The sequence below is a fragment of the Streptomyces sp. NRRL WC-3618 genome (assembly GCF_001280005.1).
Classification (GTDB): Bacteria; Actinomycetota; Actinomycetes; order Streptomycetales; family Streptomycetaceae; genus Streptomyces.
In genome coordinates, this window is sequence record NZ_LGDW01000488.1 from 1 (window position 1) to 25946 (window position 25946).

At 71.0% G+C, this 25946-nt stretch carries 19 protein-coding genes; 4 read left to right on the forward strand and 15 right to left on the reverse strand.

Features of this window, described 5'->3' with window-relative positions; translation table 11 throughout:
• Positions 1-538: 538 nt before the first annotated feature.
• The 5 genes from ADL01_RS38785 to ADL01_RS38805 all read right to left on the reverse strand — a co-directional run bounded on the left by ADL01_RS38785 (position 539) and on the right by ADL01_RS38805 (position 6405).
• Positions 539-1819 carry an RNA polymerase sigma factor gene (locus tag ADL01_RS38785; protein WP_053746787.1) on the reverse strand — a complete coding sequence of 427 codons (1281 nt, stop codon included), beginning with the start codon at positions 1817-1819 and terminating at the stop codon, positions 539-541.
• Between the two features lie 69 nt (positions 1820-1888).
• Positions 1889-2245, reverse strand: coding sequence for a YciI family protein (locus tag ADL01_RS38790; protein ID WP_053746788.1), 357 nt, complete (start codon positions 2243-2245; stop codon positions 1889-1891).
• 142 nt (positions 2246-2387) lie between these two features.
• A complete protein-coding gene (locus ADL01_RS38795) occupies positions 2388-3473 on the reverse strand; it encodes an LCP family protein (protein WP_053746789.1) in 1086 nt (361 codons plus the stop codon).
• Positions 3474-3549: 76 nt separating this feature from the next.
• Positions 3550-4911, reverse strand: a complete 1362-nt coding sequence (locus tag ADL01_RS38800) for an endo-1,4-beta-xylanase (protein ID WP_053746790.1) — start codon at positions 4909-4911, stop codon at positions 3550-3552.
• 441 nt (positions 4912-5352) lie between these two features.
• The gene (locus tag ADL01_RS38805; protein ID WP_053746791.1) at positions 5353-6405 is read right to left on the reverse strand and encodes a LacI family DNA-binding transcriptional regulator; all 1053 of its coding nucleotides are present in this window, start codon (positions 6403-6405) and stop codon (positions 5353-5355) included.
• Between the two features lie 141 nt (positions 6406-6546).
• Here ADL01_RS38805 and ADL01_RS38810 point away from each other — a divergent pair, with 141 nt between their 5' ends.
• From ADL01_RS38810 to ADL01_RS38825, 4 genes are read left to right on the forward strand one after another with little or no spacing between them, the layout of a single operon-like run.
• Entirely contained in the window at positions 6547-7890 is a 1344-nt protein-coding gene (locus ADL01_RS38810; protein WP_053746792.1) for an ABC transporter substrate-binding protein, read from the forward strand.
• Positions 7887-8786 carry a carbohydrate ABC transporter permease gene (locus ADL01_RS38815; protein WP_053746793.1) on the forward strand — a complete coding sequence of 300 codons (900 nt, stop codon included), beginning with the start codon at positions 7887-7889 and terminating at the stop codon, positions 8784-8786. The genes ADL01_RS38810 and ADL01_RS38815 overlap by 4 nt, the downstream gene beginning before the upstream one ends.
• 4 nt (positions 8787-8790) lie before the next feature.
• Positions 8791-9699: a carbohydrate ABC transporter permease gene (locus ADL01_RS38820; RefSeq protein ID WP_053746794.1), complete on the forward strand. Its 909-nt coding sequence runs from the start codon at positions 8791-8793 to the stop codon at positions 9697-9699.
• A gap of 40 nt (positions 9700-9739) precedes the next feature.
• On the forward strand, positions 9740-12046 hold the full coding sequence (locus tag ADL01_RS38825; protein ID WP_053746795.1) for a glycoside hydrolase family 3 N-terminal domain-containing protein: 2307 nt from the start codon (positions 9740-9742) through the stop codon (positions 12044-12046).
• 14 nt (positions 12047-12060) lie between these two features.
• Here ADL01_RS38825 and ADL01_RS38830 read toward each other — a convergent pair whose 3' ends face one another.
• From ADL01_RS38830 to pstC, 10 genes are all read right to left on the reverse strand, one after another.
• Positions 12061-13104 carry a DUF3152 domain-containing protein gene (locus tag ADL01_RS38830; RefSeq protein WP_053746796.1) on the reverse strand — a complete coding sequence of 348 codons (1044 nt, stop codon included), beginning with the start codon at positions 13102-13104 and terminating at the stop codon, positions 12061-12063.
• Positions 13097-14059 (reverse strand): hypothetical protein, encoded by a 963-nt coding sequence (locus ADL01_RS38835; RefSeq protein WP_053746797.1) that lies wholly within the window; start codon positions 14057-14059, stop codon positions 13097-13099. Before ADL01_RS38835 ends, ADL01_RS38830 begins: the two co-directional genes overlap by 8 nt.
• Positions 14060-14085: 26 nt before the next feature.
• Positions 14086-14589, reverse strand: coding sequence for a SigE family RNA polymerase sigma factor (locus tag ADL01_RS38840; protein ID WP_053746798.1), 504 nt, complete (start codon positions 14587-14589; stop codon positions 14086-14088).
• Positions 14590-14791: 202 nt separating this feature from the next.
• Positions 14792-15559, reverse strand: coding sequence for a phosphate ABC transporter ATP-binding protein PstB (gene pstB / locus ADL01_RS38845; protein ID WP_053746813.1), 768 nt, complete (start codon positions 15557-15559; stop codon positions 14792-14794).
• A 152-nt stretch (positions 15560-15711) separates the two neighbouring features.
• Entirely contained in the window at positions 15712-16626 is a 915-nt protein-coding gene (locus tag ADL01_RS38850; protein ID WP_053746799.1) for a sortase, read from the reverse strand.
• A gap of 86 nt (positions 16627-16712) precedes the next feature.
• On the reverse strand, positions 16713-18695 hold the full coding sequence (locus ADL01_RS38855; RefSeq protein ID WP_053746800.1) for an Ig-like domain repeat protein: 1983 nt from the start codon (positions 18693-18695) through the stop codon (positions 16713-16715).
• A gap of 229 nt (positions 18696-18924) precedes the next feature.
• The gene (locus ADL01_RS38860; protein WP_159049748.1) at positions 18925-21639 is read right to left on the reverse strand and encodes a hypothetical protein; all 2715 of its coding nucleotides are present in this window, start codon (positions 21637-21639) and stop codon (positions 18925-18927) included.
• A 14-nt stretch (positions 21640-21653) separates the two neighbouring features.
• Positions 21654-23450, reverse strand: a complete 1797-nt coding sequence (locus ADL01_RS47355) for a substrate-binding domain-containing protein (protein ID WP_053746802.1) — start codon at positions 23448-23450, stop codon at positions 21654-21656.
• Positions 23450-24784 carry a phosphate ABC transporter permease PstA gene (gene pstA / locus ADL01_RS38870; protein WP_063783636.1) on the reverse strand — a complete coding sequence of 445 codons (1335 nt, stop codon included), beginning with the start codon at positions 24782-24784 and terminating at the stop codon, positions 23450-23452. Before pstA ends, ADL01_RS47355 begins: the two co-directional genes overlap by 1 nt.
• A 1-nt stretch (position 24785) precedes the next feature.
• Entirely contained in the window at positions 24786-25805 is a 1020-nt protein-coding gene (pstC, locus tag ADL01_RS38875; protein WP_053746803.1) for a phosphate ABC transporter permease subunit PstC, read from the reverse strand.
• Between the last annotated feature and the right edge of the window lie 141 nt (positions 25806-25946).

The following is a 25946-nucleotide window of genomic DNA, read 5'->3' on the forward strand; positions in this document are numbered from 1 at the left end:
CTCGGGGGGCTGGGGCGGCGACGGTTTTTCTTACTCGGGTGGCGGGGGCGCCTGTGATGCTTTTGGGGCGGCCCGTGCGGTGAGCTCCGCTGGTTGGGCAGGGGGTGCGGGTTGGTGGGGGGGTTTGCGCAGTTCCCCGCGCCCCTGTCAAGGGCGTCTCCTCTGCTCGGGCTCGTCGCAAACGGTCGCGGCCCGTGGTGGGTTTTCGCGCAGTTCCCCGCGCCCCTATCAGGGGCATTGCCGCTGCCGGCCGTAGCAAACGGTCGCGGCCCGTGGGGGGGGTTTCGCGCAGTTCCCCGCGCCCCTGTCAAGGGCATTGCCGCTGCCGGCCGTAGCAAACGGTCGCGGCCCGTGGTGGGTTTTCGCGCAGTTCCCCGCGCCCCTGTCAAGGGCATTGGCACTTCCGGCCGTAGCAAACGGTCGCGGCCCCGGGGGGTGCCTTTTGCGCAGTTCCTTGCGGCCCCATTAAGGGCATTGCCGCTGCCGGTCGTCGCCATCGTGCGGGCTCGTGGGGGCTGTTGCGTCGTTCGCTGCGGGGCTATTGGGGGCAGTTTGCTGCTTTGGTTTGTAGGAAGTGGCGTTCTTGTTCGTTGTGGGTTAGGGATGCTGCCCTTAGGAATTCGGCTTTTGCTTCCTTTGGGCGGCCCAGGCGTAGGAGGAGGTCTCCTCTGACGCTGGGGAGCAAGTGGTAGTCCTTTAGGGACGGGTCCGTGGTGAGGGTGTCGATGATGCGTAGGGCGGGGGCTGGGCCCTCGGACATCGAGATGGCCACCGCTCGGTTCAACTCCACCACGGGAGACGGGGATCGGGCGGCCAGGGCCGCGTACAGCGCGGCGATGCGGGGCCAGTCCGTGGCTTCGTAGGAGTGGGCGTGGGCGTGGCAGGCGGCGATGGCCGCCTGGAGGGCGTACGGGCCCGGGCCTGATGTGGCCGTCGTGGCGCCCGCGGCTTCCGCTCGGGCCAGGGCCGTGAAGCCGCGGGCGATCAGCATGCGGTTCCAGCGGGAGCGGTTCTGGTCCTTGAGGAGTACCGGTTCGCCGGTGGGGCCCGTGCGAGCCGCCGAGCGGGACGCCTGGAGTTCCAACAGGGCGGTCAGCGCGTGCACTTCGGGTTCCTTGGGCATCAGGCCCGACAGCACGCGGGCCAGCCGCAGGGCGTCCTCGCAGAGGGCGGGGCGCAGCAGGTCGTCGCCGGCTGTGGCGGCGTAACCCTCGTTGAAGATCAGGTAGATGACCTCCAGGACCGAGCCGAGACGGGCCTCGCGCTCCGGGCCGTACGGGACCTCGAAGGCGACGTTCTTCGTCGCGAGGGTGCGTTTGGCGCGGACGATGCGCTGGGCGACCGTCGCCTCGGGGACGAGGAAGGCGCGGGCGATCTCGGGGGTGGTGAGGCCGCCGAGGAGGCGGAGGGTGATGGCGATGCGGGCCTCGGCGGACAGCACCGGGTGACAGGCGGTGAAGACGAGGCGGAGCAGGTCGTCGTCGATGTCGTCGGGGGCCGACGGCTCGACCGGCGGGACGGTTGTGTCCAGGCTGCGGCCGATCTCCGCCAGCTTGCGGGCGTACGTCTCGCGGCGGCGGATCAGGTCGATGGCGCGGTGCTTGGCCGTCGCCATCAGCCAGGCGCCCGGGTTGTCGGGGACGCCGTCCCGGGGCCACTGTTCGAGGGCCGCGACCAGGGCGTCCTGGGCCAGTTCCTCGGCGATGCCGATGTCCCGGACGGTGCGGGTCACGGCCGCGATGACTCGGGGGGATTCGAGGCGGAACACGGTCTCGATGGCGTGTTCAGTCGCGGTGTCGGAGGTGGGCTGCTGGGTCACAGCCCACCATCAGACACCGTCTGCGGCGATCGGCCAAGGAAGCCGGGAGGGTGAGTGGAAGGGGGCCGCTCAGCCTTCTGCGATCTCGCGGACCTCGCAGGTCACCGTCCAGTGCTCCTCGTGGACCTTCAGGAAGCGCTTGGTCCACTCCAGGGCCTCGGCCTTGTCCTTGCACTGCATGATCGCGTAGCCGCCGACGATCTCCTTGGACTCGGTGAAGGGGCCGTCGGTGACCGAGATCTTGCCGTCCTGCCAGTGCACGCGCGTGCCCTGCGTGCTGGGGGTGAGGCCGGCGGTGTCGAGCATCACGCCTGCCTTGGTGATCTCCTCGATCAGCTCGCCCATGCGCTGCATCAGTTCGGGGCTGGGGCCTTCCGCGGGGACGGTGGCTTCGTCGATCTGCACGAGGGAGAGGTAGCGGGGCATGGGGTTCCTCCTTGGGCGGGGCCCGGTTCCTTTCCGGGCTCTCACCTGTGCGTCGAACGGGGCGGGCCGGGATCGACACGGTCGCGGAAATTTCTTCGGGAAGTTTTCTCCAAGGGTGTTTCCGCAGGTCAGAAGCTCCGCATCACTTCAGAGTCGCCCACAAGTTCGCCGCCTCCGGCTCCTCGGCGACCACCCGATTGGCGTCCGACGCCGCCGGCACCACCGGCATCATCACCGTCGTCAGCTCGTCCGCCGACAGGCCCTGGAGGCTCTGGCCCAGGCTCATCAGTTTGCTGAGCGAGTTCAGGCCGGTGTCCGTGGTCAGGCCGGCCGTGGCCACGTCGGCGACCTTGTACAGCTTGGCCGGGCTGGTCAGCAGGTTCGTCGAGGAGATCTGCCGGAGCAGGGCCTTGACCAGTTTCTGCTGGAGGCCGATGCGGCCCAGGTCGCTGCCGTCGCCGATGCCGTGCCGGGTGCGTGCCAGGGCGAGGGCCTTGGTGCCGTCGAGGTGGTGTTCGCCCGCTGTCAGGTCGAGGTGGCTGTCGTCGTCGTGGATGTCCTCGTCCGTGGTGACCGTCACGCCGCCGAGTGCGTTCACCAGGTCCGCGAAGCCGGCGAAGTCGACCTCCAGGTAGTGGTCCATGCGGACGTTCGTCATCGACTCCACCGTCTTGACCGCGCAGACCGGGCCGCCGACCGAGTACGCCGTGTTGAACATGACGCCGGACACCTCCGCCGTCGAATGCCCGTCCGACAAGGGGCAGGACGGGCGCCTGACCAGCGTGTCGCGCGGGATGCTCACGATCGTCGCCTTCGTACGGCCCGCGTCGAGGTGGACGACCATCGCGGTGTCCGACCGCGCGCCCTCGCTGTTGCCGCCGCCGAGCGACTTGTTGCGCTTGCCGCTGCGTGAGTCCGACCCCAGGACCAGGATGTTCAGCGCCTCGCTGGGCAGCGGGGTCGCCGCCGAGGCGGACGGGTTCAGCGACGGCAGTGACCGTGTCTTCGCCGGGCGGTTGTCGCCGAGCGCGTTGTCGATGTCGACGCTCTTGATGTTGTCGTTCAGGTGCCAGTAGGCGTAGCCCGCGCCCATGACGGCGAGCACGAGAGTGCCGGCCAGCGTGAAACCGACGGCCTTCAACCAGCGCGACGACCGTCGGCCCACTTGCCGGCCCACCTGTCCTTTCGCGCCCCCGACGTCGACGGACGACCGTTCCCCATCTCCCATCACACAGAGGAACGTACGTCCGAATTGTTACAGGCAGGGGCACATGCCCGGCATTCTTCGGGAAATCTCACACTTCTCAGCCCAGCGTCACCGTCGGTACGGGATTGTTCCCGCTCCACGTCCCGTTGAACCCGAAGCTCACCGAACCGCCGCTCGGCACCGTCCCGTTGTACGAGGCGTTCACACAGGTCACGGACGCCCCAGCCTGGGCGCAGGTGGCGTTCCATGCTTGCGTGACCCGCTGTCCCGCGCCGTACGTCCAGCTCACCTTCCACGACGACAGCGACCGACCCGGGGAACAGGTGATCGTCACCTGCCCGGTGAACCCGGTGTTCCACTGGCTCGGGACGCTGTACGTCGCCGCGCAGCCCTCCGCCGACGGGGTACCGCCGAACGACTGGGCGATCGCGTAATACGCCGGTTTCGGGGTGAAGTTCTCGGTGTACGGGGTTGCCGCGCCGTATCCGTCGAACACGTCCGGGACCCACGAGTCGGAGTCCGTGAAACCCCACACCGTCACACCGACGCACCGGGTCACGGCCACGCAGGCGTCCACGACGGCCTTGTAGTCGACCGCCTGCTGGGTCAACTTGGCATCTGTGGAAGGCAGTTGCATACGGATGTCAAGTTCCGTGATCGCCACGTCCACGCCCAGGTCGGCGAACCGCTGGATGTTCTGCTGGAGGCTCGACGGATACTGACCGAGGATCAGATGCGCCTGCAGGCCCACCCCGTCGATCGGGATCCCGCGCTCCTTCAGGGACTTGACCAGGTTGTAGAGGGCCGTGCTCTTCGCGTTGACGCCCTCGACGTTGTAGTCGTTGACGTAGAGCTTCGCCGTCGGGTCGGCCGCTCGCGCCCAGGTCAGGGCCTTCGCGATGTAGTCGGTGCCGAGGTTGTCCGACCAGATCGTCGGGCGGTAGGTGCCGTCCTCGTTGAAGGGCTCGTTCACCACGTCCCAGGCCGCCAACTTGCCCTTGTAGCGCGTGACTTCGGTGGTGATGTGGTCCTGGAGGAGGGTGCCGAGCTGGGCCGGGGTCCAGGTGCCGTTCGTCAGCCAGGCCGGGTTCTGGTTGTGCCAGACCAGGGTGTGGCCGCGTACCTGTTGGTTGTGGGCCTGGGCGAAGGCCACGATCTGGTCGGCCTCGGTCCAGTTGTAGGTGCCGCGGGTCGGCTCCACGGACTCCCACTTCATGGCGTTGCCGGGGGTGAGGGAGTTGAACTGGGTGCCGGCCAGGTCGCCGTAGGTGGCGGTGAGTTTGGAGCCGGTTACTGCTGTGCCGATGACTTTGGCCTTGGTGGTGGCCAGGTCGCGCAGTGGGGGGTCTGCGGCGGTTGCCGGGGCGGCGAGGAGGAGGGTGGCTGTGGTGGCTGTGGCGGCGGCGCCTGTGAGGAGGGTGCGTAGGCGGGTGCGTAAGGGGGTTCTGGAGGGGGTCATTGCGGGTGCCTCCGAAAGTTTCGGCTGTTCAACCGATTGACTTCGGTGCAGTGTGGGGGGTCTTGGGGGGTGCGTCAATATGGGTGTGCGGTGTTTTGGGTGCGGGTGCTTTGTGGGTTTTCGCGCAGTTCCCCGCGCCCCTGATCGGGCGGGCTTTCGGGTGCGGGTGCGTTGTGGTTTTTTGCGCAGTTCCTCGCGCCCCTGAATGATCGGGCCGGATTTCGGGTGCGGGTTCGTCGTGGCTTGTCGCGCGGTTCCTCGCGCCCCTGAATGATCGGGCCGGATTTCGGGTGCGGGTTCGTCGTGGCTTGTCGCGCGGTTCCTCGCGACCCTGAATGATCGGGGCGGTTTTCGGGTGCGGGTTCGTCGTGGCTTGTTGCGCAGTTCCTCGCGCCCCTGCGGGGGCTCCGCCCCGCCCATGAGGGGGGCTCTCCGCCGCCCTTAGGGCGTCGAGGGTGGGGCCGTGCTGTTGCGGACTACCAGGCTTGTTGCCAGTTCTACCCTTGTTGCTCCTGAGGTGCCGTCCTCGCGGCCCAGGTTCAGGACCAGTTTGGCTGCCGTTTCTGCCATTTCCATTAGGGGCTGGCGGACCGTTGTCAGTGGGGGGCCTACCAGGCGGGCGATCGGGAGGTCGTCGAAGCCGACGACGCTCAGGTCCTCCGGGATGCGCAGACCCAGTTCGCGGGCGGCCTCGTACAGGCCGAGGGCCTGGAGGTCGTTGCCGGCGAAGACGGCGGTCGGGCGGTTCGGGGCGCGCAGGAGTTCGAGGCCGGCCCGGTAGCCCGTCTCGTGGTGGAAGTCGCCCGCCTTGAGCAGCGCGGGGTCGACCGGCAGGCCGGCCGTGTCCAGCGCCGCGCGGTAGCCGTCGACTCGGGCGCGGCTGCACATCATCCGGGAGGGTCCACTGATCGACGCGATGCGGGTGTGGCCCAGTTCGACGAGGTGGCGGGTGGCGGCCAGGCCGCCCTGCCAGTTGGTCGCGCCGACCGAGGGCACGTTGTCGCCGGGGTCGCCCGCCGGGTCCATCACCACGAACGGGATGGAGCGGCTGGTCAGCAGCGCCCGCTGGGACTCGTCGAGGCCCGAGAGGACGAGGACCACGCCGTGCGGGCGGCGCGCCGCGACCTGGTCGGCCCAGGTGCGGCCCGGGGTGAGGCGGCCCGCGCTCTCGGAGAGGACGACGCTCAGCCCCTCCTCGCGCGCCGCGTTCTCCACGCCCCGGATGACCTCCATCGCCCACCCGCTCTCCAGCTCGTGGAAGACCAGGTCGATCAGCGGGGAGCGGGTCGCCTCGGCGCGGCGGCGCCGGTAGCCGTAGGCCCGCAGCAGGTCCTCGACGCGGGTGCGGGTCGCGGGGGCGACATCGGCCCGGCCGTTGAGCACCTTCGAAACAGTCGGAGCGGAGACGCCTGCCTCGCGGGCGATCTCGGCGAGCGTCGCGGTCTGGGTGGACTGCGGAGTCGTCTGCGTTTCAGCTGGTTTCGAGGGTCTCATGACCGCGATCGTATCCCTGCGCGCCCCCTTGACGAAGCCCCTGCCCCACCATAAGTTTCCGGAACATTCGGGCTGTCATCCGAAAGATTCGTGCAGATACTCGTTCCGGTTTCGTCGAGAACATTCGCGAGAGGTGCTGTCATGGAGTCGAACAGAGGCCGGTCCACAGGGTCCACGGGTACGGCGTTCAGCAGGCGCTGGCTGCTCGGCGCCGGTGCCTCCGCCCTGCTCACCACCGGCCTCAGCGCCTGCGGCTCCGGCGAGGGGTCGGGCGGCGGCGGGGAGACGATCACCGCGTTCGTATACGGGGACGACGCCGTGAAGGTGCAGGCCGCGGCCGTCGAGCGGTTCAACAAGTCGGCGGCGTCGAAGTCGGCCAAGGGCAAGATCACGCTGGAGAAGATCCCCGGCTCGGACTACACGCCCAAGCTGCGTACGGCGATGGGCTCGCCCAGTGCCCCGGACGTCTTCTTCAACTGGGGCGGCGGCTCCATCAAGGCGTACCAGGAGGCCGGCAAGGTCCTCGACCTGACCGACATCATCCAGAAGGACCCGGTGCTGAAGAGCGGCTTCCTGCCCTCCGTACTCGCCGCCGGTGACCTCAAGGGCCGTCACTACGGCATACCGATGCGCGGTATGCAGCCGGTGATCCTCTTCTACAACAAGACCGTCTTCGCCGAGCAGAAGCTCCAGCCGCCCACCACCTGGGACCAGTTGCTCGCCAACAACGCCAAGCTGAAGAAGGCCGGGATCACCCCCTTCGCCCTCGGTGGCTCCGACCTCTGGCCCGAACTGATGTGGCTGGAGTACCTGACGGACCGTATCGGCGGCCCCGAGGTCTTCCGGCGGATCCAGGACGGCGACGCTGAGGGCTGGGGCGACCCGGCGATCCTGAAGGCCGCCGAGATGGTGAAGGCACTCGTCGACGACGGCGCCTTCGGCTCCAAGTTCAGCTCGGTGTCGTACGTCAACGGCGGCGCCCCCGCGGTCTTCGCCAAGGGCAAGGCGGCGATGCATCTGATGGGCTCGTGGGAGTACTCGACGCAGCTCGGCAAGTTCCCCGACTTCGCCAAGTCGAACCTGGGCTGGGCGGCCTTCCCGGCGATCGCGGGCGGTACCGGTGACGTCCGCAACGTCGTCGGCAACCCCACCAACTACTGGTCGATCAACCCCCATACGCAGAACAAGGACGCGGCGATCGCGTTCCTCAAGGAGTGCGCGTCCGAGGCGTACGCGAAGGACCTGGTGGCCCTCGGCGACGTACCGACGACCTCGAACGCGGCGGCGCTGCTCGCCTCCGCGCCGAACCCCGAGTACGCCAAGTTCCAGTACGACATGGTCCAGCAGGCACCGGCGTTCACGCTCTCCTGGGACCAGGCGCTCGGCGATGAGCTGGGCACCAAGATGCACACGGAGATCGGGAAGCTCTTCGCGGGCAAGTCGTCGCCGAGCGAGTTCGTGTCGGCCTGCAAGGGGTTGAAGTGAGCTCCACCGTCACTTCCGGGGGTTCCGGGGGCGGAAAGACGGTGAAGGTGCGCGCCGGGCGGCCGAACGCCGTCTGGGCGCTCCCCGCAGTCCTCTTCTTCACCTTCTTCGCGGTCGTCCCGATGGGTCTGGCCTTCTATCTCTCCTTCACCAAGTGGGACGGCCTCGGCGACCCGAAGCCGGTGGGCTTCGCCAACTGGCAGAAGCTGCTGGACGATCCGCGGCTGACACAGTCGCTGGGCATCACCCTCATGCTGATGGCGGCGAGCTGGGTCTTCCAGACGGTGATCTCCCTGCTCCTCGGCGTCTGGGCGGCGGGCCACCAGCGCAACCGGGCGATCCTCTCCGCGATCTTCTTCGTCCCGTTCCTGCTCTCCTCGACGGCGATCGCGCTGCTGTTCTACGCCCTGCTCGACCCGAACTTCGGCATCATCCGGGAGAACACCCTCGGCTCAACGAGCGGCGCGTTCCTCGCGATCGTGTTCGTCGGCGGCTGGCAGTTCATCCCGTTCCACACGCTGATCTACCAGGGCGGGGCCCGCCAGATCCCCCAGGTCCTCTATCAGGCGGCGGCCATCGACGGGGCGGGCCGCTACCGGCAGTTCTTCTCGATCACCCTGCCGCAGCTGCGGCACACCATCACCACGTCGACGGTGCTGATGGTGGTCGGCTCGCTCACCTACTTCGAGACGGTCCTGATCCTGACGAAGGGCGGCCCGGGCACCGACACCGCGATCCTGCCGTACCTGATGTACGAAGCGGGCTTCAAGAGCTACGACTTCGGTTACGCGAGCGCCATCGCGTCCTTCCTGGTCGTGGCCGCCACCGGCCTGTCCCTGATCCTCGTACGGCTGACCGGCTTCGGCGGCATGCGCAGTACCCGCGAAGGGATGTGACGCCATGTCACATGACACGCTCCCCCGTCCCACGACCGCCGGCAAGCGCCCGGAACAGCCGGGCCGGCGGCCGGACGGTCGTCGCCGCAGGCACTGGACGAAGCGCGCCAACCCGCTGGCGGGCCTGGGTTCGGTCGTCTGGCTGGTGATCGTCCTCATTCCCATCTACGCGATGCTGTCGGCCTCGCTCACCAGCCAGGACAAGGCCCTCACCGGCAACCCCCTGAGGCCGCCCGCCCATCCGACGCTGGACAACTACAACACTGTTCTCCACTCGGGCTTCTGGCATCTGCTGAGCAACACGGTGATCGTCGCTCTCACGGTCGTCGCCATCGTCCTCGTGCTGTGTGTGCCGCTGGCGTACGTGGCCGTGCGCACCCGCACCCGCTGGTCGGGGGCGGCCTTCCGGCTGTTCCTGCTCGGGGTCGCCATCCCGGCCCAGGCGGTGGTGGTCCCCCTCTATCTCCTGATCGCCAAACTCGACCTGTACGACAGCCTGTTGGCGGTGATCCTGCCGACGGCGGCCTTCGCGATGCCGGTCTCGGTGCTGGTCCTCACCGGCTCCCTGCGGGACATCTCGGAGGACCTGTACGAGGCGATGGCCCTCGACGGCGCGTCCCCCCTGCGGATGCTGTTCCAGCTGACGATCCCCCTGACGAAGGGTGGAATCAGCACCGTCGTGATCTACTCGGCCCTGCAGGCCTGGAACGGCTTCCTCTTCCCCCTGATCTTCACCCAGTCCGACGAACCCCGCGTCCTTACCCTCGGCCTCTTCAACTTCGTGAGCCAGTTCGGCGTGAACATCCCCGCCCTGCTCGCGTCGGTCGTCCTCTCGGGCATCCCGATCTTCGCCGTCTACCTGGTGGCCCGGCGCGCACTGATCGGCGGCCTGATGGGCGTGGGTGGCAAGTGAACGGGCGGCCGGTGAACCCACCTTCTCTGACAGGAGTTTCATGACCACGGCACCTTGGCGTGACCGCGCCCTGTCCGCCGACGCCCGCGTCGACGACCTGCTCTCCCGGATGACCCTGGAGGAGAAGACGGCCCAGCTGTACGGCGTGTGGGTGGGCGCCTCGACGGACGGGCACGGGGTCGCCCCGCACCAGCACGACATGACCGCCGACTATCAGTGGGACGAGCTGATCACCCGAGGTCTGGGCCAGCTCACGCGCCCCTTCGGTACGGCCCCCGTGGACCCGACGCTGGGCGCGCAGGCACTGGCCCGCGCCCAGCGTCGGATTGCCGAGGCGGGCCGCTTCGGCATTCCGGCGCTCGCCCACGAGGAGTGCCTGGCGGGCTTCACGGCGTGGCGGGCGACGGCGTACCCGGTCCCGCTGGCCTGGGGAGCCACCTTCCACCCCGAGCTGGTGGAGGAGATGGCGGCCCGCATCGGCCACGACCTCGCCTCGGTCGGCGTGCACCAGGGCCTCGCCCCGGTCCTGGACGTCGTACGGGACGCTCGCTGGGGCCGGGTGGAGGAGACGATCGGCGAGGACCCGTATCTGGTGGGGACGATCGGGTCGGCGTACGTCCGTGGCCTGGAGTCGGCCGGGATCATCGCCACGCTGAAGCACTTCGCGGGGTACGCGTCCTCGGTGGGCGCCCGCAATCTGGCGCCGGTACGGGCGGGCGTACGGGAGTTCGCGGACGTGACGCTCCCGCCGTTCGAGATGGCGCTGCGCGAGGGCGGGGCGCGCTCGGTGATGGCGGCCTACAACGAGACGGACGGCGTCCCCGCCTCCGGTGACCAGCATCTGCTGACCCAACTCCTGCGCGACGAATGGGGGTTCACGGGAACGGTGGTCTCGGACTACTTCGGCATCGGCTTCCTGGAGTCCCTGCACCGGGTCGCCGGTACGCCCGCCGAGGCGGCCCAGGTCGCCCTGACGGCCGGTATCGACGTCGAGCTGCCGTCGATCCGGAGTTACGGCGACGCGCTGGTGGCGGCGGTACGGGCGGGAGACGTGCCGCAGGCGCTGGTGGACCGGGCGGCGCGCCGTGTCCTGACGCAGAAGTGCGAGCTGGGCCTCCTGGACGAGGACTGGCGGCCGGAGCCGGACGGCACGCCGATCGACCTGGACTCGGCCGGAAACAGGGCACTGGCCCGGCGGCTGGCCGAGGAGTCGGTGGTGCTGCTGGACAACCCGGACGGGCTGCTCCCGCTGGCCCCGGACACCCGGATCGCGGTCGTCGGGCCGAGGGCGGCGGACGCGCTGGCGATGCTGGGCTGCTACTCGTTCCCCTCGCATGTCCTGCCCAGTCATCCGGAGACCGCGGTGGGCGTGGACATCCCCACGCTGCTGGACTCCCTGCGCGCCGAACTCCCGGACGCCAAGGTGACGTTCGCGGAGGGCTGCGACACCTCGGAGCCCGGCACCGGGGGCTTCGCGGAGGCGGTGGCACGGACCGCCGAGGCCGATGTGTGCGTGGCGGTACTGGGCGACCGGGCCGGCCTGTTCGGCGGGGGCACGTCGGGCGAGGGCTGCGATGTGGCCGAGCTACAACTGCCGGGCATGCAGGCCGAGTTGCTGGACTCGCTGGTGTCGACCGGTATCCCGGTGGTGCTGGTGCTGCTCACCGGCCGGCCGTACGCGCTGGGGCGTTGGCACGGTCGGCTGGCGGCCGTGGTGCAGGCGTTCTTCCCCGGGGAGGAGGGCGGCCCGGCAGTGGCGGGAGTACTGTCGGGCCGCGTCACTCCGTCGGGCCGGCTGCCGGTGAGCGTGCCGAGGGAGCGCGGGGGCCAGCCCTGGACGTACCTCCAGCCGCCGCTGGGACTGGCGGGCGAGGTGAGCAGCCTCGACCCGACGCCGCTGTACCCGTTCGGACACGGCCTGTCGTACACCACCTTCGCCTGGGAGGACTTCTCGGACGGGGGTCCGGCGGAGATCGGCACGGACGGTTCGTACGAGGTGTCGGTGACCGTGCGCAACACGGGTGCGCTGGCCGGTGCGGAGGTCGTCCAGCTGTATCTGCACGACCCGGTGGCGTCGGTGACCCGGCCGGACGTGCGCCTGATCGGTTACGAGCGGCTGGAGTTGGCGCCGGGGGCGGCGCGCCGGGTGACGTTCCGCTTCCACGCGGAGCTGTCGGCGTTCACGGACCGCGGGGGGCGCCGGATCGTCGAACCGGGGGTGCTGGAGCTGCGGTTGGGGGCGTCGAGCGCGGACGTGCGGCATACGGCACGGGTGCGAGTCGTGGGCCCGGTACGGGAGTTGGGGGTGGAGCGGCGGCTGCGGTGCGAGACGGAGGTCGCTCCGTAGCGCCGTTCTCCCGGTTACGGCACGGCGGGGCCGCTCAGGTAGCGGCCCTGCGTGTCGTACGGCCAGGCGTTGGGCACGCAGCCCTTGAGGCCGTCGATCTGCTGCATCATCGCGGGCGCGGGGCTGCCCGGACCCGGGCAGGTCTCGTGGCCGTGGCCCAGCCAGTGGCCGACCTCGTGGTTGACGATCAGGGCGCGGTACTCGACCGGCGGCCCGTCGAACTCGGGGGAACCGAGCTGCCAGCGCTTGAGGTTGATCACCACGTCGTTGCCGGTACGGCAGTTGACCTCTCCGAGGTGTTCCGGCTGCCGTACGTCGCACAGCTTGTCCGTGGTGCCCGCGGTGGCGACACGGAACGTCAACTCGGCTTCCAGACCGGCTACTTGGCGGAAGGTGGCACCCTCCCGGCCCCAGCCGCGCCGGTCGCCCAGGATGGCGCCGATCTGCCGGGCGGCGTCCGCCGGGTCGATGCCCGCGCCGTTCTCGACCTGGACGCGGAAGGGGGTTCCGGTGGCGGGCCCGGTGACGGCGAGCGGGGCCGTGGCGAAGGTGCCGGGGCCAGTTAGGGGGATGGTGGGCCGCGCGGAGGGCGCCTGCCCCTTTCCGGACCTGCTCCCGGAACCGTTCCCCTTCCCCTTTCCCTTGCCCGGCGCTGAAGTCCCGCTGGCTTCAGGGGACTTGGGGGCGTCGAGGGCGTCGGGCGCCTTGGGAACCCCGGCGGATCCGGTCGGCTCGGGCGCCTCGGAGGGGTCGGAGATGTCGGAGCGGTCGGGCGACCCGGCCGCCTGGGAGTCGTCCGGGGGCGGGCTCGTGTCGTCGGTCCCCGCCTCCGGAGCGGGCTCGGTCGAGGTCCGGACCGCCTCCGGGGAAAGGGCCTCCTCCTGGCGCGACGCGTGGTCCGGCAGCAGCCGGGGCAGCAGCATCGGCACCGCCGCCGTACCGAGCGCGGCGAGACAGACCGTGGCGCCGATCGCCCCGAGCCGTATCCGGTTCTTGCGCCGCCGCTGTAAGGCGACCCTGCGGCGCGGCCCGTTCACCGTACGTCGTTGCTCACTCATCGAAGCCGCCTGCCTTGCTCGTACGGTCGGTACCGCCCAGGTCGGTCGCCGAGCGGGGCTCGACGGTGGCCGACTGGGAGTCGGAGGGCTGGGTCGTGGCGGACGGGGCGCGGGACGCGCCGTCCGAGGGGTTCGTCCGGTGGTCCCGCGCCTTGTGCGGCGCCCGGTCCTGCGCCTCGGCCCTCACCTCGGACAGCAGGGCCGGGGTGCCCGCCGCCACCACCAGATGGTCGGCGGTCACAGGCGGGGAGAGCCTGGCGGCCGTGTCCGGGCCGACGGTCAGCTGCACGGTGCTGTCCGCGTAGTGGTAGCTGACGCTGACGGTCCGGCCGCCCCACAGCACGCCGCCGACCACGACGACCCGCGCCTCGATGCGGCCGGGCAGCCACGCCGTACGGCAGGTCGTGGTCGTCTCGGGCGGCTCCGGGCAGTGGACGAGGGCGTCCGAGCCGGGTTCGACCCGCAACGTCACCGGGAAGGTGTGCCCGTCGATCCGGCCGGCGTAGCGACCCGCGCCGTCCGCCGAGACGGTGCCGATCAGGTCGCCCAGCGCCACGGTCAGTGCCTTGGCCGTGCGTGCCCGGTGGGCGGTCTCCGGCGCGAGCGTGGCGCCGGGCGTCGGGGCGGTCGAGGTCGGAGGCGGTGTCGGGGAGGGGACGGCGGGCGGTGCGGCCGCCGGGCCGACCGGCGCGGACGCGTGGTCGCCGAGACCGCCGAGCAGGGCCGCGCCGACGCCCCCGATCGCGAGGACCCCGGTCACCGCACCGGCCACGGCGGCCCGCGCCCGGACCCGGCGGCGCCCGCCCTGGCGTACCGCCTCCTCCGTCAGATCGGGCAGCGTCGGGAGACCGGAGGCGGCCTGCTCCATCAGCTCTCTCAGCTCCCCGACGAGCATCTCGTCGGGCCCGGCGTCCGGCGCGGGCCCGTGCGGGCGGCCGGGTGGCGTGTCGTACACGGAAGTTCCTCTCGGCGCTGGGCGGTTCAGTACTCGGCGGTGTACACATGGGCGTCGCCCAGCACCGCGCGCAGCCGGGTCAGGGAGCGGGAGCACTGGCTCTTGACCGTGGACTCGCTGCACCGCAGTTGCGCGGCCACCTCCGAGACGCTCAGGTCCTCCCAGTAGCGCAGCACGACCATCGCCCTTGCGCGGGGCGGGAGTTCGGCGAGCGCGGCCATGAGCGTGACGCGCAGCTCGGGTCTGGACGCGGCGGGCGCGGGGTCGGGGCGGGCGTGGGCGAGCAGGTCGCGCAGCCGGCGCCGGCGCTCGTGCAGGAAGAGCCGGGTGAGGACGGTGCGGGCGTAGGCGTCGAGGTGGTCGGCGCGGCTCGCGCGGTGCCAGTGCTGGAAGAGGCGGGCCAGCGTGGACTGGACCAGGTCACGGGCGTGCTCGCGGTCGCCGCTGAGCAGATACGCCGTGCGGTAGAGGCGCTGCCGGCCCGCCCGCGCGTACTCCTCGAAGTCCCGCTGCCGGACCGTCGCCGACATCCACCCTCCCGATTCCCGTCCTGCGTATGGCTGTTGAGCTCACGTGCCGCGAGGGCACCCGTGTCTCATACGCATCACGCCCCTCACACGGCTCACAGGTCTCTGTCTCACCTGTTCTTGAGCGTGTTCGGGGCGGAAAGGTTGAAGGGAGGTCGGAAAAATTTCTCGTGGGCCCGCTCCTGGGCCCTCTGCTCAGTAGTGCTCAGCCGAAGCGGCCCGCCACGTAGTCCGCCGTGCGCTGGTCCTTCGGGTCGCCGAAGACGTCGTCGGTCGAGCCGTGTTCCACGATGCCGCCGGGCGTGCCCTGTTCGGCGAGGAAGAACGCGCACTGCTGGGAGACGCGGGCGGCCTGCTGCATGTTGTGGGTGACGATCACGACGGTCACCTCGCCCGCGAGTTCGTGGATCGTCTCCTCGACGCGGCGGGTGGAGGTGGGGTCGAGCGCCGAGCACGGTTCGTCCATGAGGAGGACCCGGGGGCGTACGGCCAGCGCGCGGGCGATGCACAGGCGCTGCTGCTGGCCGCCGGAGAGCGCGCCGCCCGGCTGCCGGAGCCGGTCGCGGACCTCCTTCCACAGGCCCGCCCGGGTCAGTGACTCCTCGACCAGCTCGTCCTTCTCACGGCGGCCCGTACGCGTTCCGGTCAGGCGCAGGCCCGCCACCACGTTGTCGTAGATCGACATGGCGGGGAACGGGTTCGGCTTCTGGAAGACCATGCCGATCCGGCGCCGCGCGTCGGTCAGCCGCCGGGACGCGTCGTAGATGTCCTCGCCGTCGAGGAGCACCTCGCCCGCCAGTGCCGCCGCCGGGATCATCTCGTGCATCCGGTTGAGCGTGCGCAGGAACGTCGACTTGCCGCAGCCGGAGGGACCGATGAGCGCGGTGACCTGCCCGGCGGGCATGGTGAGGGAGACCCGGCTGAGCACCTGGTGGCTGCCGAACCAGGCCGACACGGAACGGGCTTCGAGCATCGCGGGAACGGTGGCCGCACCGGCCCGCACCGGAGCCGGCGCGGCGGGCAGGACGATCGTGTCGGTGAGGGAGTCGGTCACGTCGGGTACCTCGTGTCGGAGAAGGCGGGGCGCGGAAGGCGTTGCCGCACGGCTCACAGCAGGTGCGGGGCTCACAGCAGGTTCGGCAGCAGCTCGGTGGCGCGGGTGGTGACCTGGAGGCCCAGGACGGCGACGACCGGCGCGAAGACGATCCACGTCTGGTGCCGGCCCCACCGGTGCCAGGTCCACACGGCGGCGACCGCCGCGAGCAGCAGGGCCTGGAGCCACATCACCAGCGGCCAGGGCATCCCGGAGGGACCGGCGAGGGGCTCCTCGGCCTGCGGGAGGGTGCCGGAGCGGATGACGGCCGCCGGGGTCTCGGCGGGCGCGGACACCAGGTCGGCGTCGACGCGCAGGACACCGTCCGGCATGAAGCGCGGGCCGGTCGCGGTGACCAGCACCAGGCGCCCCTTGCCCGCGGCGAGCGGGGCGGGCGCCGGATCACCGGCCCGGCGTACGCCGATGACCTCGTACGTCGCCTTCCCCTGGCCGGTGACGACGGTGAACCTGTTGCCGGCGGCGAGGCGGGCCAGCCGCCCGAAGGGGCCGCCGTAGGCCGCGGCGCGGCCCATCAGCACGCTGGTGCCGGCCTGGCCGGGCATCGGCGTGTCCCGGCGGTGGCCAGGGCCCTCGGTCAGCACGGCGGAGTCGGTGCCCTCCAGGACGACCTGGGACATCCCCAGGGCGGGTACGTCGATCAGGGCGACCGGTGTGCCCGGTGCGAGCAGCCTGCCCTCCTGGTCGACCTGGGCCACCGGGGCGGTGCCCTGGGCGAGTTGGTCGCGCAGCGCGTCGAACGCGGCCCGCTGGGCGCTGTGTTGCTGGATGCCGCTGACCAGAAGCAGCTGTGCGGTGACGCCGAGCAGCAGGGCGGCGAGGCTGAGCAGGCCGCCCCGGGCGAGGTGGCGGACGGCGGTGACACTCGCGACGCGCGTCCGTGGGGCGGACGCCGGCGGTGCGAGCGTGGTCTGTACGGCGACCGTCACGGCGGTCCGCCTCCTTCGCTGTTCAGGGTGGTGGGGATGGCGTCGGGGGACCGTGGCGGCGGTCCCCCGACGGGGTGGGGCGGGGATCAGCTGGACGCGACGACGAAGTTCACGCCGTTCTTCGATGCCACCGTCGAGGAGCCGACGTAGAAGGCGTGCAGGGTGTGCCTGCCCCTGCTCAGCTTCGGCAGGGTGACGGTGACCTTGCCGGCGCTCAGCGTGCCGGTGGCGATGATGCGGGAGCCCTCGTAGACCCGGACCGTGCCGGTGGGCGTGGTGCCGGTCGCGGTGACCTTCACGGTGACCTTGGCGCGGGCGGTGTGGCTGACCGAGGTCGGGGCGCTGGTGCTGACCGCCGGGTTCGCCTTGGTGATCTTCACCGTGGCGGTCGTCGCGGACGCGTTGAGCTTGGTGCTGCCCGCGTAGGAGACGCTCACCGTGTGCGTGGCTACCTTGAGGTGGTTCGACAGGCTGACGGTGACCTTGCCGGCGCTGTTGAGGGTGCCGGTGCCGAGGACGGTGGCGCCCTCCTTGACGGTGACCTTGCCGGCGGGGACGACGCCGTGGGTGCCGGTCACGGTGACGGCGACCTTCGGGACGATGCCGTACGCGGTCGTGGTGCCGGACGCCTTCGTGGTGCTGGCGAACTTGACCGCGCCGGTCCAGGTGGCGGCGTCGCCGGTGCCGATCACGTTGGCGGCGGCGACCTCGGCGGTGTAGGTGCCGGTGGCCAGGCCCGGGAAGGTGTAGGACGTGGTGGTCGCCGGGACGTCCTTGGTGGCGACGAGCGCGCCCTCGGCGTCCTTCAGCGTCACGCGGTAGTCGGTGACGGGCTGGGCCGGGGCGGGGTTCGGAGCGGTCCAGGCCAGCTTGACGCTCGCGTCGCCGACGGTGGTCTTCAGGACGGGCGGGGCGGGCGTCTTGAGTTCGAGGCCGCTGATCTCCAGGCCGCCGATCTTGGCGTGCCGGGTGAGGTTGACCGAGCCGTTGTAGGACTCGTTCACGAAGCCGAACTTGGCGATGACGGCCTCGGCGGCCTCGGAGGCGAAGGCCGCCTCGTGGGCGCCGCTGGTGACGAAGACGTCGTAGACGTCCTTGTCGAAGAAGATGCTGGTCGGGTCGATCGCCCGGCTCGGGACGACGTTGTAGACGTCGCGGCCGAAGGTGGAGTTCTCGTAGTAGGCGTTGACCGGGGCGAGCTTGCCGTTGACCGTGGTGACCGGGCTGGTCACTCCGATGTCGTTCGGCAGCTTGACGGCGGCCAGGTGCGCGCCGGCGGCGACCGCGGTCTTGCTGTGGTCGGGGGCGATGTCGTTGTTCTGCGCGATCCAGCTGCCCACGGAGAACGGGACGAGCGTGCCGTCCGCGGTGAGCGCGGTGTCGGCCTGGTTCTCCTGGGTGGTCGTGATGCTCGTGTCGACCGTGTTCTCGCCGAGTCCGATCGCCGCGAGGAAGAACTTGCGGGTGCCGGAGCCGCTCTGCGGGAGGACCGGGTGCACGGTCTGGCCGTTGATCTTGTGGTCGCTGCCGGCCGCGTAGACGTCGTGCAGTTGGTCGACCGTCAGGCTGTCGAGGCCGGAGCCGCGGACCGCGACGCCGACCGCGTCCCGGGCGAACGGGATGTAGGTGAGCGCGTTGCCGGAGACGCTCGAGACGCCCGAGGAGCGGGCGAAGTCGACCTGGCCCTTGACGGAGACGCCCGTCGCGTTGGGGAACAGGTCACCCGTCAGCGACATGCTGAGCGCGGTCCGGCCGGGGCCGGAACCGTTGGGCCGGGTGAAGGTCGTACCGCCCGAGCGGGTCTGGATGGTGGCGGAGCCGATCGCGTCGTACGAGGCGAGGCCCGCGCCGGCCGTCGACTTCACGGCGGAGTCGGCGTAGCTCTTGCCGTTGACGGTGTCACCGGCGAGGGCGTTCAGGACGTCCTGGGTGGTGTCGGAACCCACGCCCACGAGCTTGCGGAACGTTCCGGCGGGGGTGGGGTCGGCGGAAGCGGGGCTCGCGAGAGCCAGCGTGCCGGACACCACTGCGGCGGCGACCATGGCCGCGGTGAGGCGCGTTGTGCGCATCGAGGTTCTCCTGTTGTGCGTCGTCATGCGTCTTGTGGCGAGGGCGCCGCCCGGCTCACGCACTAGGGCGTGTCGTCACATCGCCGCCAGGCAGGCGGGAATGTGACGACAGGACCTAGGTGCGGGCATGGGCGGATCTGGCAGGGTGGTACGGGCCGTCCGCCCCGACTGACTTTCGGGGCGGGCGGCCGTCTGTGGGGAGCCCGGCCGGGGGCCGGGGCTCCGGGGCTCAGCCCCGGCCGGGTGGCAGCAGCTTGCGCAGCCGCTCGGGCAGGGTGAGTTCGGGGATGACGGTCACGGTGCGACCGCCGGGAAGCGGGACCCGGAGCGGCAGCCGCAGCCGGCCACCGCCGGCGAAGGGCGCCCCGATACCGGCCGCGGCACCGAGCGCGGCGCCCACCGGGACGGCGTAGCGCAGCGCGTTCGCCGGGTCGGCGGGGGTGGTGCCGAGGGCGGTGGTCCGGACGGCCTGGCCGCCGCCGTACGAGGGCCGGTCGCTCGGCGACGCGCTCGCCGCCCCGCCACCGGACGCGGCGCCGCCGGTCGTACCGCCGTCGGTCGCGCCCCCGGCCCCCGTGCCACCGGAGACACCGGCACCGCCCGTACCGTCCGCGCCGCCGGAGCCGCCGCCGGACGTGTCACCGCCGGACGTACCGCCGACCCCGCCGCTCGTTCCACCGGAGGACGAGCCGCCGCCCGGAGGGGCGGACGGACCGGTGTAGTGGACAAGGGCGGTGGCCGCCTTGGCGGTCCTCGCGCGCAGGCCGGCGGGCAGCGGGGCGTAGCCGGCCGGGAGGCGGCCCGGGTCGGCGCCGCCGATCTGCCCCTTGCCGGCCGCGTACGTCAGCAGAGCCGCGTAGTCCTTGCGGGCGGCGGGGTCGAGCTTCGCCGGGCGCATTGCCGCGTAGACGAGCTGGGCGAGCGGGTACGCGCCCTTCGCGGTCGCCTTGGCCGGGACGATCTCCGGGGCCTTCGCGCCGGACGCGCTCGCCGCGGCGGCGGTGAGGGACGCGGTGGTGGGTGCGGTGAACGTGCCGGCGGCGTTACGCAGCCGCGCGGTCTGGAGGCCGTAGCGAACGGCGGAGGCCGCGTCGGTCACCGTGATCACGAACCGGGACCCGACCGTCTGCGGGCCGGGGTTCTTGTACGCGGGCGGGCTCGCCAGCGGGTCCCAGGTCGCCTTCCACAGGCTGTCGGCGCGCCGGGTGTGCAGGGCGCCGGCGTGCATGTCCGTCACGTACGGATGAAAGTCGATCATGCACTGCGGTGCGGTGGCGCCGGTGCCCGGCGGGATCGTGCACCAGGGGTCGCTCTTGGGGTAGGTGTCGAGGTCGGCCGGGTCGAAGGCGAAGCCGGTGGGGTTCACGTCCGTGTTGGTGCTGAAGTACGGGTTGACCTTCATGCCCCAGTCGTCGGAGACGCCCGCGAGGAAGTTGCGCGCCTCCTTGTCGGAGACGATCCACTGCCAGAGCGCGCGCGCCGAGTCGCTGTGGCCCAGCGCGGTGAGCAGGTCGGTGTCGGTGGCCGGGGTCTCGGGGACGGACAGTTCGGCGAACTCCGGGTTGAGCGCGATGAACTCGGGGTCGCTGGCCAGTCCGGCCGGGTTGTTCGTCGCCCAGCCGTAGCCCTTCGCGGCGGTGGTGCCGACGACCGCTCCCCAGGGGGAGTTGCGGTAGGACTCGGTGAGCAGTTTGGCGACCAGCCGGGGGGTCAGGTCGAGGGACTCGACCTTGGTGCCGGCCAGCTTGCGGACCGCCTCGGAGGCGCCTGCCTTGGGTCTGCGTTCGACGGTGAAGCCGATGACGGTGCCGGAGAGCGCGGTCGGCGCGTACACGGTGGGGTCCGCCGGGGCGGTCGTGCCCGCGTCCGCGCCCAGCGCCCGGGTGGTGAACGCCAGGCCCGATGTGCCGTCGGCGATGAGACGGGAGCGGGTGTCGGGCTCGCCGAGCTCCGTGTAGCCGTACACCTTGCCGCTCGGGCACAGGGCGGTCTGCCAGCTGCTCATGGCGTCGGCGACGAGTTCGCTGCCCGAGGTGGCGCGTTCGTCGGAGCCCAGCGCGCAGTTGGCGCCGACCGCGTTGAAGCCGAGCCGGACGGCGACGCGGTTCTTCCAGTTGGTCGCGGAGACCGGGGAGCCGGCGTTGACCTGGCTGGTGTCGGCGTAGGGCTTGCCGTCCAGGTCGAGATGGCCCTGCGGGACGATGACCAGCCAGCAGGAGCGGGGCTTCACAGTCCCGTTCTGCCGTACGGGGGTGCCGCAGCCGAGGTGCGGGGCCTCGTTGGCGGTCTGCACCTCGACGAACTCCCGGCCGGTGCCGTCGGCGCCGGTGCGGGCGAAGTCGACCTCGTTGGTGGTGTTGCGGTTGAACAGGGGGTTGTTCTGGGTGCCGGAGGTGATCAGCGTGCCGTCGACGGACTTGAAGGGGACCTCGCCGAGGCCGGACACGTTGCCGGCGCCGTAGCGGTTGTCCTGGCCGTAGTTGGTGGGGTCGGCGCTGTAGAAGACCTTGCGGGTGTCGTCGTACTCGTTGCCGGGCCAGCTGCCCCGGTCGGTGGTCGGGGAGGCGCCGTATTGGCACTGGGTGCGCGAGGGGCCCGGGTTGGCGGCGACCGTGCCGTCGTCGTCACCCCAGCACTGCATGATCTGCACGAAGTCGGTGTTGAACAGGGTGCCCGCGAGGGTGGTCGGGGTGCCGCCGGTCCAGGAGACGGTGACCGCCTGGCTGGTGAGGTGCTCGGTCTGGCTGACGGTGAACCGCATGTCCTTGAACTCGCCGCGCCCGGAGACGGTGACGGCGGAGCCGTGGGCCGCGTCGGCGGTCGCGGGCGGGGCGGTCTGCGCGACGGCCAGCCCGGCGAGCGCGCCGACGGCCGCCCCGGCGACGAAGCGCACCAGCAGCCGGCGTATTCGGCTGTTGGCCCGGGAGCTCGTGATCGTGGTCATGGTCGTGATCGTGGTCATCGCGCGTTCCCGTCCGTGGTGTCGCCGCCGGTGCCATTGCTGCCGCGGGCGCCGAGCATCCGGGCGACGGTGGAGGGCAGCAGGACGAGGCCGAGGATCAGCAGGGCCGCGAGCACCATCAGGGTCTGGGCGCCGGTCCAGCCGCTGCGACCGGCCACGGCGACCGGCTGGGCCAGCGCGATCGTGCCGCCGACGACGGCGCCGCCGCCCGCGCCGGTCGCGCCGCCCCCGGCGGACGCGGACAGCACCTGCCCGGTGTCGGGATCGACGACCGGCTTCCTGTCGCCGCCCCCGCTCGCCGCGGCGCCCCCGGCCGCGCTGCCGCCGGACGCCGAGCCGCCGGTACTCCCCCCGGACGCGGTGCCGCCGGACGCCGTACCGCCGGACGTTCCCCCGGACGCCGTACCACCGGAGCCGCCGGAGCCGCCCGCACCACCCGACCCACCAGAACCGCCTGAACCACCCGCCCCGCCGCCCGGCTTGGCCCCGCCGCTGCCCGTGGTGCAGGGCGCGGCGCCCTTCTTGTCGCAGGCCGCCGGATAAGGGGCCGTCTCCGCGAGCCTGTTGCGGCCGTCGGCGCTGAAGGTGGGGTTGTTGCAGCCCTTGATGTTGATGTTCTGCGTCTTCACGCCCGGGATCCGGCGGATCTGGTCGAAGCCCGCCCGCACCAGGTTGATCGGCAGCGGCGAGTAGCCGAGCTGGGGCGCCTGCTGCTGGCCCTGGCACATGAAGTAGTAGGAGAACGCGCCGAGCGTCTTGCCCTTGTCCTCGGTGAAGGTGCCCTGCACCTTGAGCGGCAGGATCATGTACGAGTAGCTGGACAGCGGGTAGTTGCGCTTGTCGGTGTCGTTGTAGACACCTTCGAGCTTCTGGGTGAGGTAGTCGGCGGAGGTCTTGTTGGTGTTGATCTTCGCCTTGAGGAGCGAGACGGCGACGTTCTTCGGGGTCGGCTCGGTGTAGTAGCCCGCGTGGTTGAGGACCTTGGCGACCGGATAGCCCTCGTTGATGGCGTACGAGTAGTTGACGTACCCGATCGCGCCCTCGCCGTAGTTCTGGGCGACGTATCCCGCCACGCCCGGGTCGCCGGACTGGGCGATCATGCCGGGGACGGTCGGGTAGTACGAGGTCTGCCCGCAGGCGCCCGAGCGGCCGACCTTGGCGCAGTACGCCTTCCACAGCGCCGCGTGCTGGTTGGCCATCCACATCGTGAACTGGGCGGTGGAGCCCGAACCGTCGGAGCGGACGACCGGGACGACCGCGCGGTGGGGCAGCTGGAGCCCCGGGTTGTCGGCCTTGACGACCGGGTCGTCCCAGTACTTCACGACACCGGTGAAGATCTTGGTGACCACGTCTCCGGAGAGACGGAGGTTGGTGACCTTTTTGCCGTTGACCGTCAGGTGGTACATGAAGGAGGTGCCGCCGGCCACGATCGGCATGTACGCGTAACTGCCGGCGGACGGGCGTTCGGCGGCCGAGCCGTCGGTCGGGTTGGTCTGGAACGGGATGTCCGAGACCGCGAAGTCGACCGTGCCGCTGAGGAACTGGCGGCGGCCGTCGGAGGATCCGCTGCCGGCGTAGCTGATGCGCATGCCGTACTGGTTGACGGCCTTGCGCCACTGTTCGATGGCGTTCTCCGCCCAGGTCGAACCGGCCCCGGCGACCGGGGTGTAGCTCTCGGCGGCGGCGGGCGCGGCGAGCGGCCCGGCCAGCAGCGCGGCGACCACGCCGAGCAGGGCCGCGAGGGCCGCCGACGCGCGCAGGCGCCTGAGGGCGGTGGTGAGGTGGCTGCGCATCAGTCGTTGTCTCCGGGAGCGGGGGCGGATGCAGCGGTGTCGTGAGGCTGAGGGGCGGTGTCCTCGAACAGCGACAGCCCGGGTACGGACGCGGGCGCGTGCGGTTCGGCGAAGCGGGTGACGTCGCGGCGGGAGGCGCGGGCGGTACGGCGGGCCTGGCGGCGCGTCTGGTGGCCGGGGCCGCGACCGCCGATCACCCGGGCGATCACGAAGAGCGCCAGCACCATGGTCATGAGGACGGCGGCGGCGCCGAAGCCACGGGCGATCATCTCCGGCTGCGGTGACTTGACGAAGTTGAAGACGGCCAGCGGCAGCGACACCATCGGCCCGGCGGTCGGGTCGGCGTTGAGCGCCGCCGTGAAGCCGGCGGTCAGCAGCACGGGCGAGGTCTCGCCGATGCCGCGCGCGGTGCCGAGGATGACGGCGGTGGCGAGCCCGGAGCGGGCGGTGGGCAGGACGACGTGCCACACCGTGCGCCAGCGCGGCGCGCCGAGCGCCTCCGCCGCCTCGGTGAGGTTGCCCGGTACGAGCCGCAGCACCACGTCCGAGGCCCGGATCACGATCGGCAGCATCATCACGCTGATCGCGAACCCGGCCGCGAGGCCCGACTTGGGCATGCCGAGGCCGAGGATCCAGACGGCGTACACCATCAGGCCGGCCACGATCGACGGCAGCGCGGTCATCGCCTCGACGATGGTGCGCACGAACCGGGAGAAGCGGCCCGGGATCTGGTTGAGGTAGACGGCACAGGCCAGTCCGAGCGGCACGCTGATCGTCAGCGCGATGGCCATCATGATCAGCGTGCCGACCATCGCGTGGGCGATGCCGCCGTTGGTCAACGGGTCGAGCGGGCCCGCCGCCTGCATGTCCTGCGTGAAGAAGTTGCCGTGCGGCAGGGCCTCCTTGCCACGCCAGGCCGTGAAGCCGACGACGAGGGCGAGGGCGGAGAACAGCAGCGTGGCCGCCGTCCACAGCACGACCGTCATCACCCGGTCCCGGACAGCCTGCCCGTTCTCCTCGAACCCGGTCAGCACCGCGTAGACGGCGAGGAAGACCAGGTAGGCGGTGACGACGAAGCCCAACATGCCGGAGAACGGGGCGAGTTCACCGAACAGCAGGATCGTGACGCACAGCGCGGAGGCGGCGGCCCCGGTCAGGGACAGCACGGCGGACCGGCTGACACCACCGATACGGCGGGGCTGTTCGGGGGCAGCCACGGGATCCGGCACGACGGGTGCGAGGGGTGCGACGGTTGTGACGGATGCGGGCGACGCGGTGGGCGAGGCGAGCGCGCCCTGCCCGTCAGGGGTCTTCGTTACGTCTACGACGGTCATCTCAGGCCTCGCTCTGGGCGCCGGAGCGGGAGCGGGCCGCGACGGAGGAGGCGGTGAAGTTGACCGCCAGGGTGAGCAGGAACAGCGCCAGGCCCGCCGCCATCAGCGCCGACATCCCGAATTCGGAGGAGTCTCCGTAGTGCAGGGCGATCAGTGAGGAGACCGAGTTCGAGCCGGTCTGCAGGATGTGCGGCTGGATGGTGAAGACCGGCGAGATGATCAGGTAGACCGCGATGGTCTCGCCGAGCGCCCGGCCGAGCCCCAGCATCGTTCCGCCGATGATGCCGCCCTTGCCGTACGGCAGGACGACCGCGCGGATCATCCCCCACCGGGTGGCACCGAGCGCGTAGGCGCCCTCCCGCTCACCGGCCGGGGCCTGGGCGAAGACCTCGCGCATCACCGAGCACTGGATCGGCGCGACCATGAGCGCGACGACGATCCCGGCGACGAAGGTGGACGCCGTGTACACACTGGCGGAGGCGAGCGGATCGCCTGGCTGAATACCGTCCACCGTGAACAGCGGTATCCAGCCGAACCAGTCGGACAGCCAGCGTGACAGCCCGATGACGTGCTGCTGGAGGAAGAACAGCCCCCACAGCCCGTAGACCACCGACGGTACGGCGGCCATCAGGTCGACCATGCTGACGAGGGTGCGGCGCAGCCCGCGCGGGGCCACGTCGGAGATGAACAGGGCCGTGCCCACGGCCAGCGGTACGGAGATCGTCACCGCGACGAGGGCGATCAGCAGGGTGCCGGTGAGCACGGCCGCGATGCCGAAGTTGTGAACGTCCGGCTGCCAGGCGGCAGTTGTGAGGAACGCGAACCCCCGGGCGTGCAGCGCCTGCCCCGCCCGCAGCAGCAGGAACAGCCCGACCGCCGCCATGATGGCGAGGACCACGACCCCGGTGGCCGTCAACTGGATCCGGAAGACCCGGTCACCGAACCCCCTGGCGGCGTACAGCCGCCGAGGCACGGGTCTGTCGGACTCCGGTCTGCCGGAACCCACCTGCGTGGACACCACGTACGCCCCTCAAGAATCGGAAACGACTCTCCCCCCGCAGCACCGAAGGCACTGCGCGGGGAGAGTCAATGGCCGAATCCTGTCGTCCCGACGCGTCACATGTGGACATCGAGTGAACGAGTCATGTCAACCTGGTAGGTC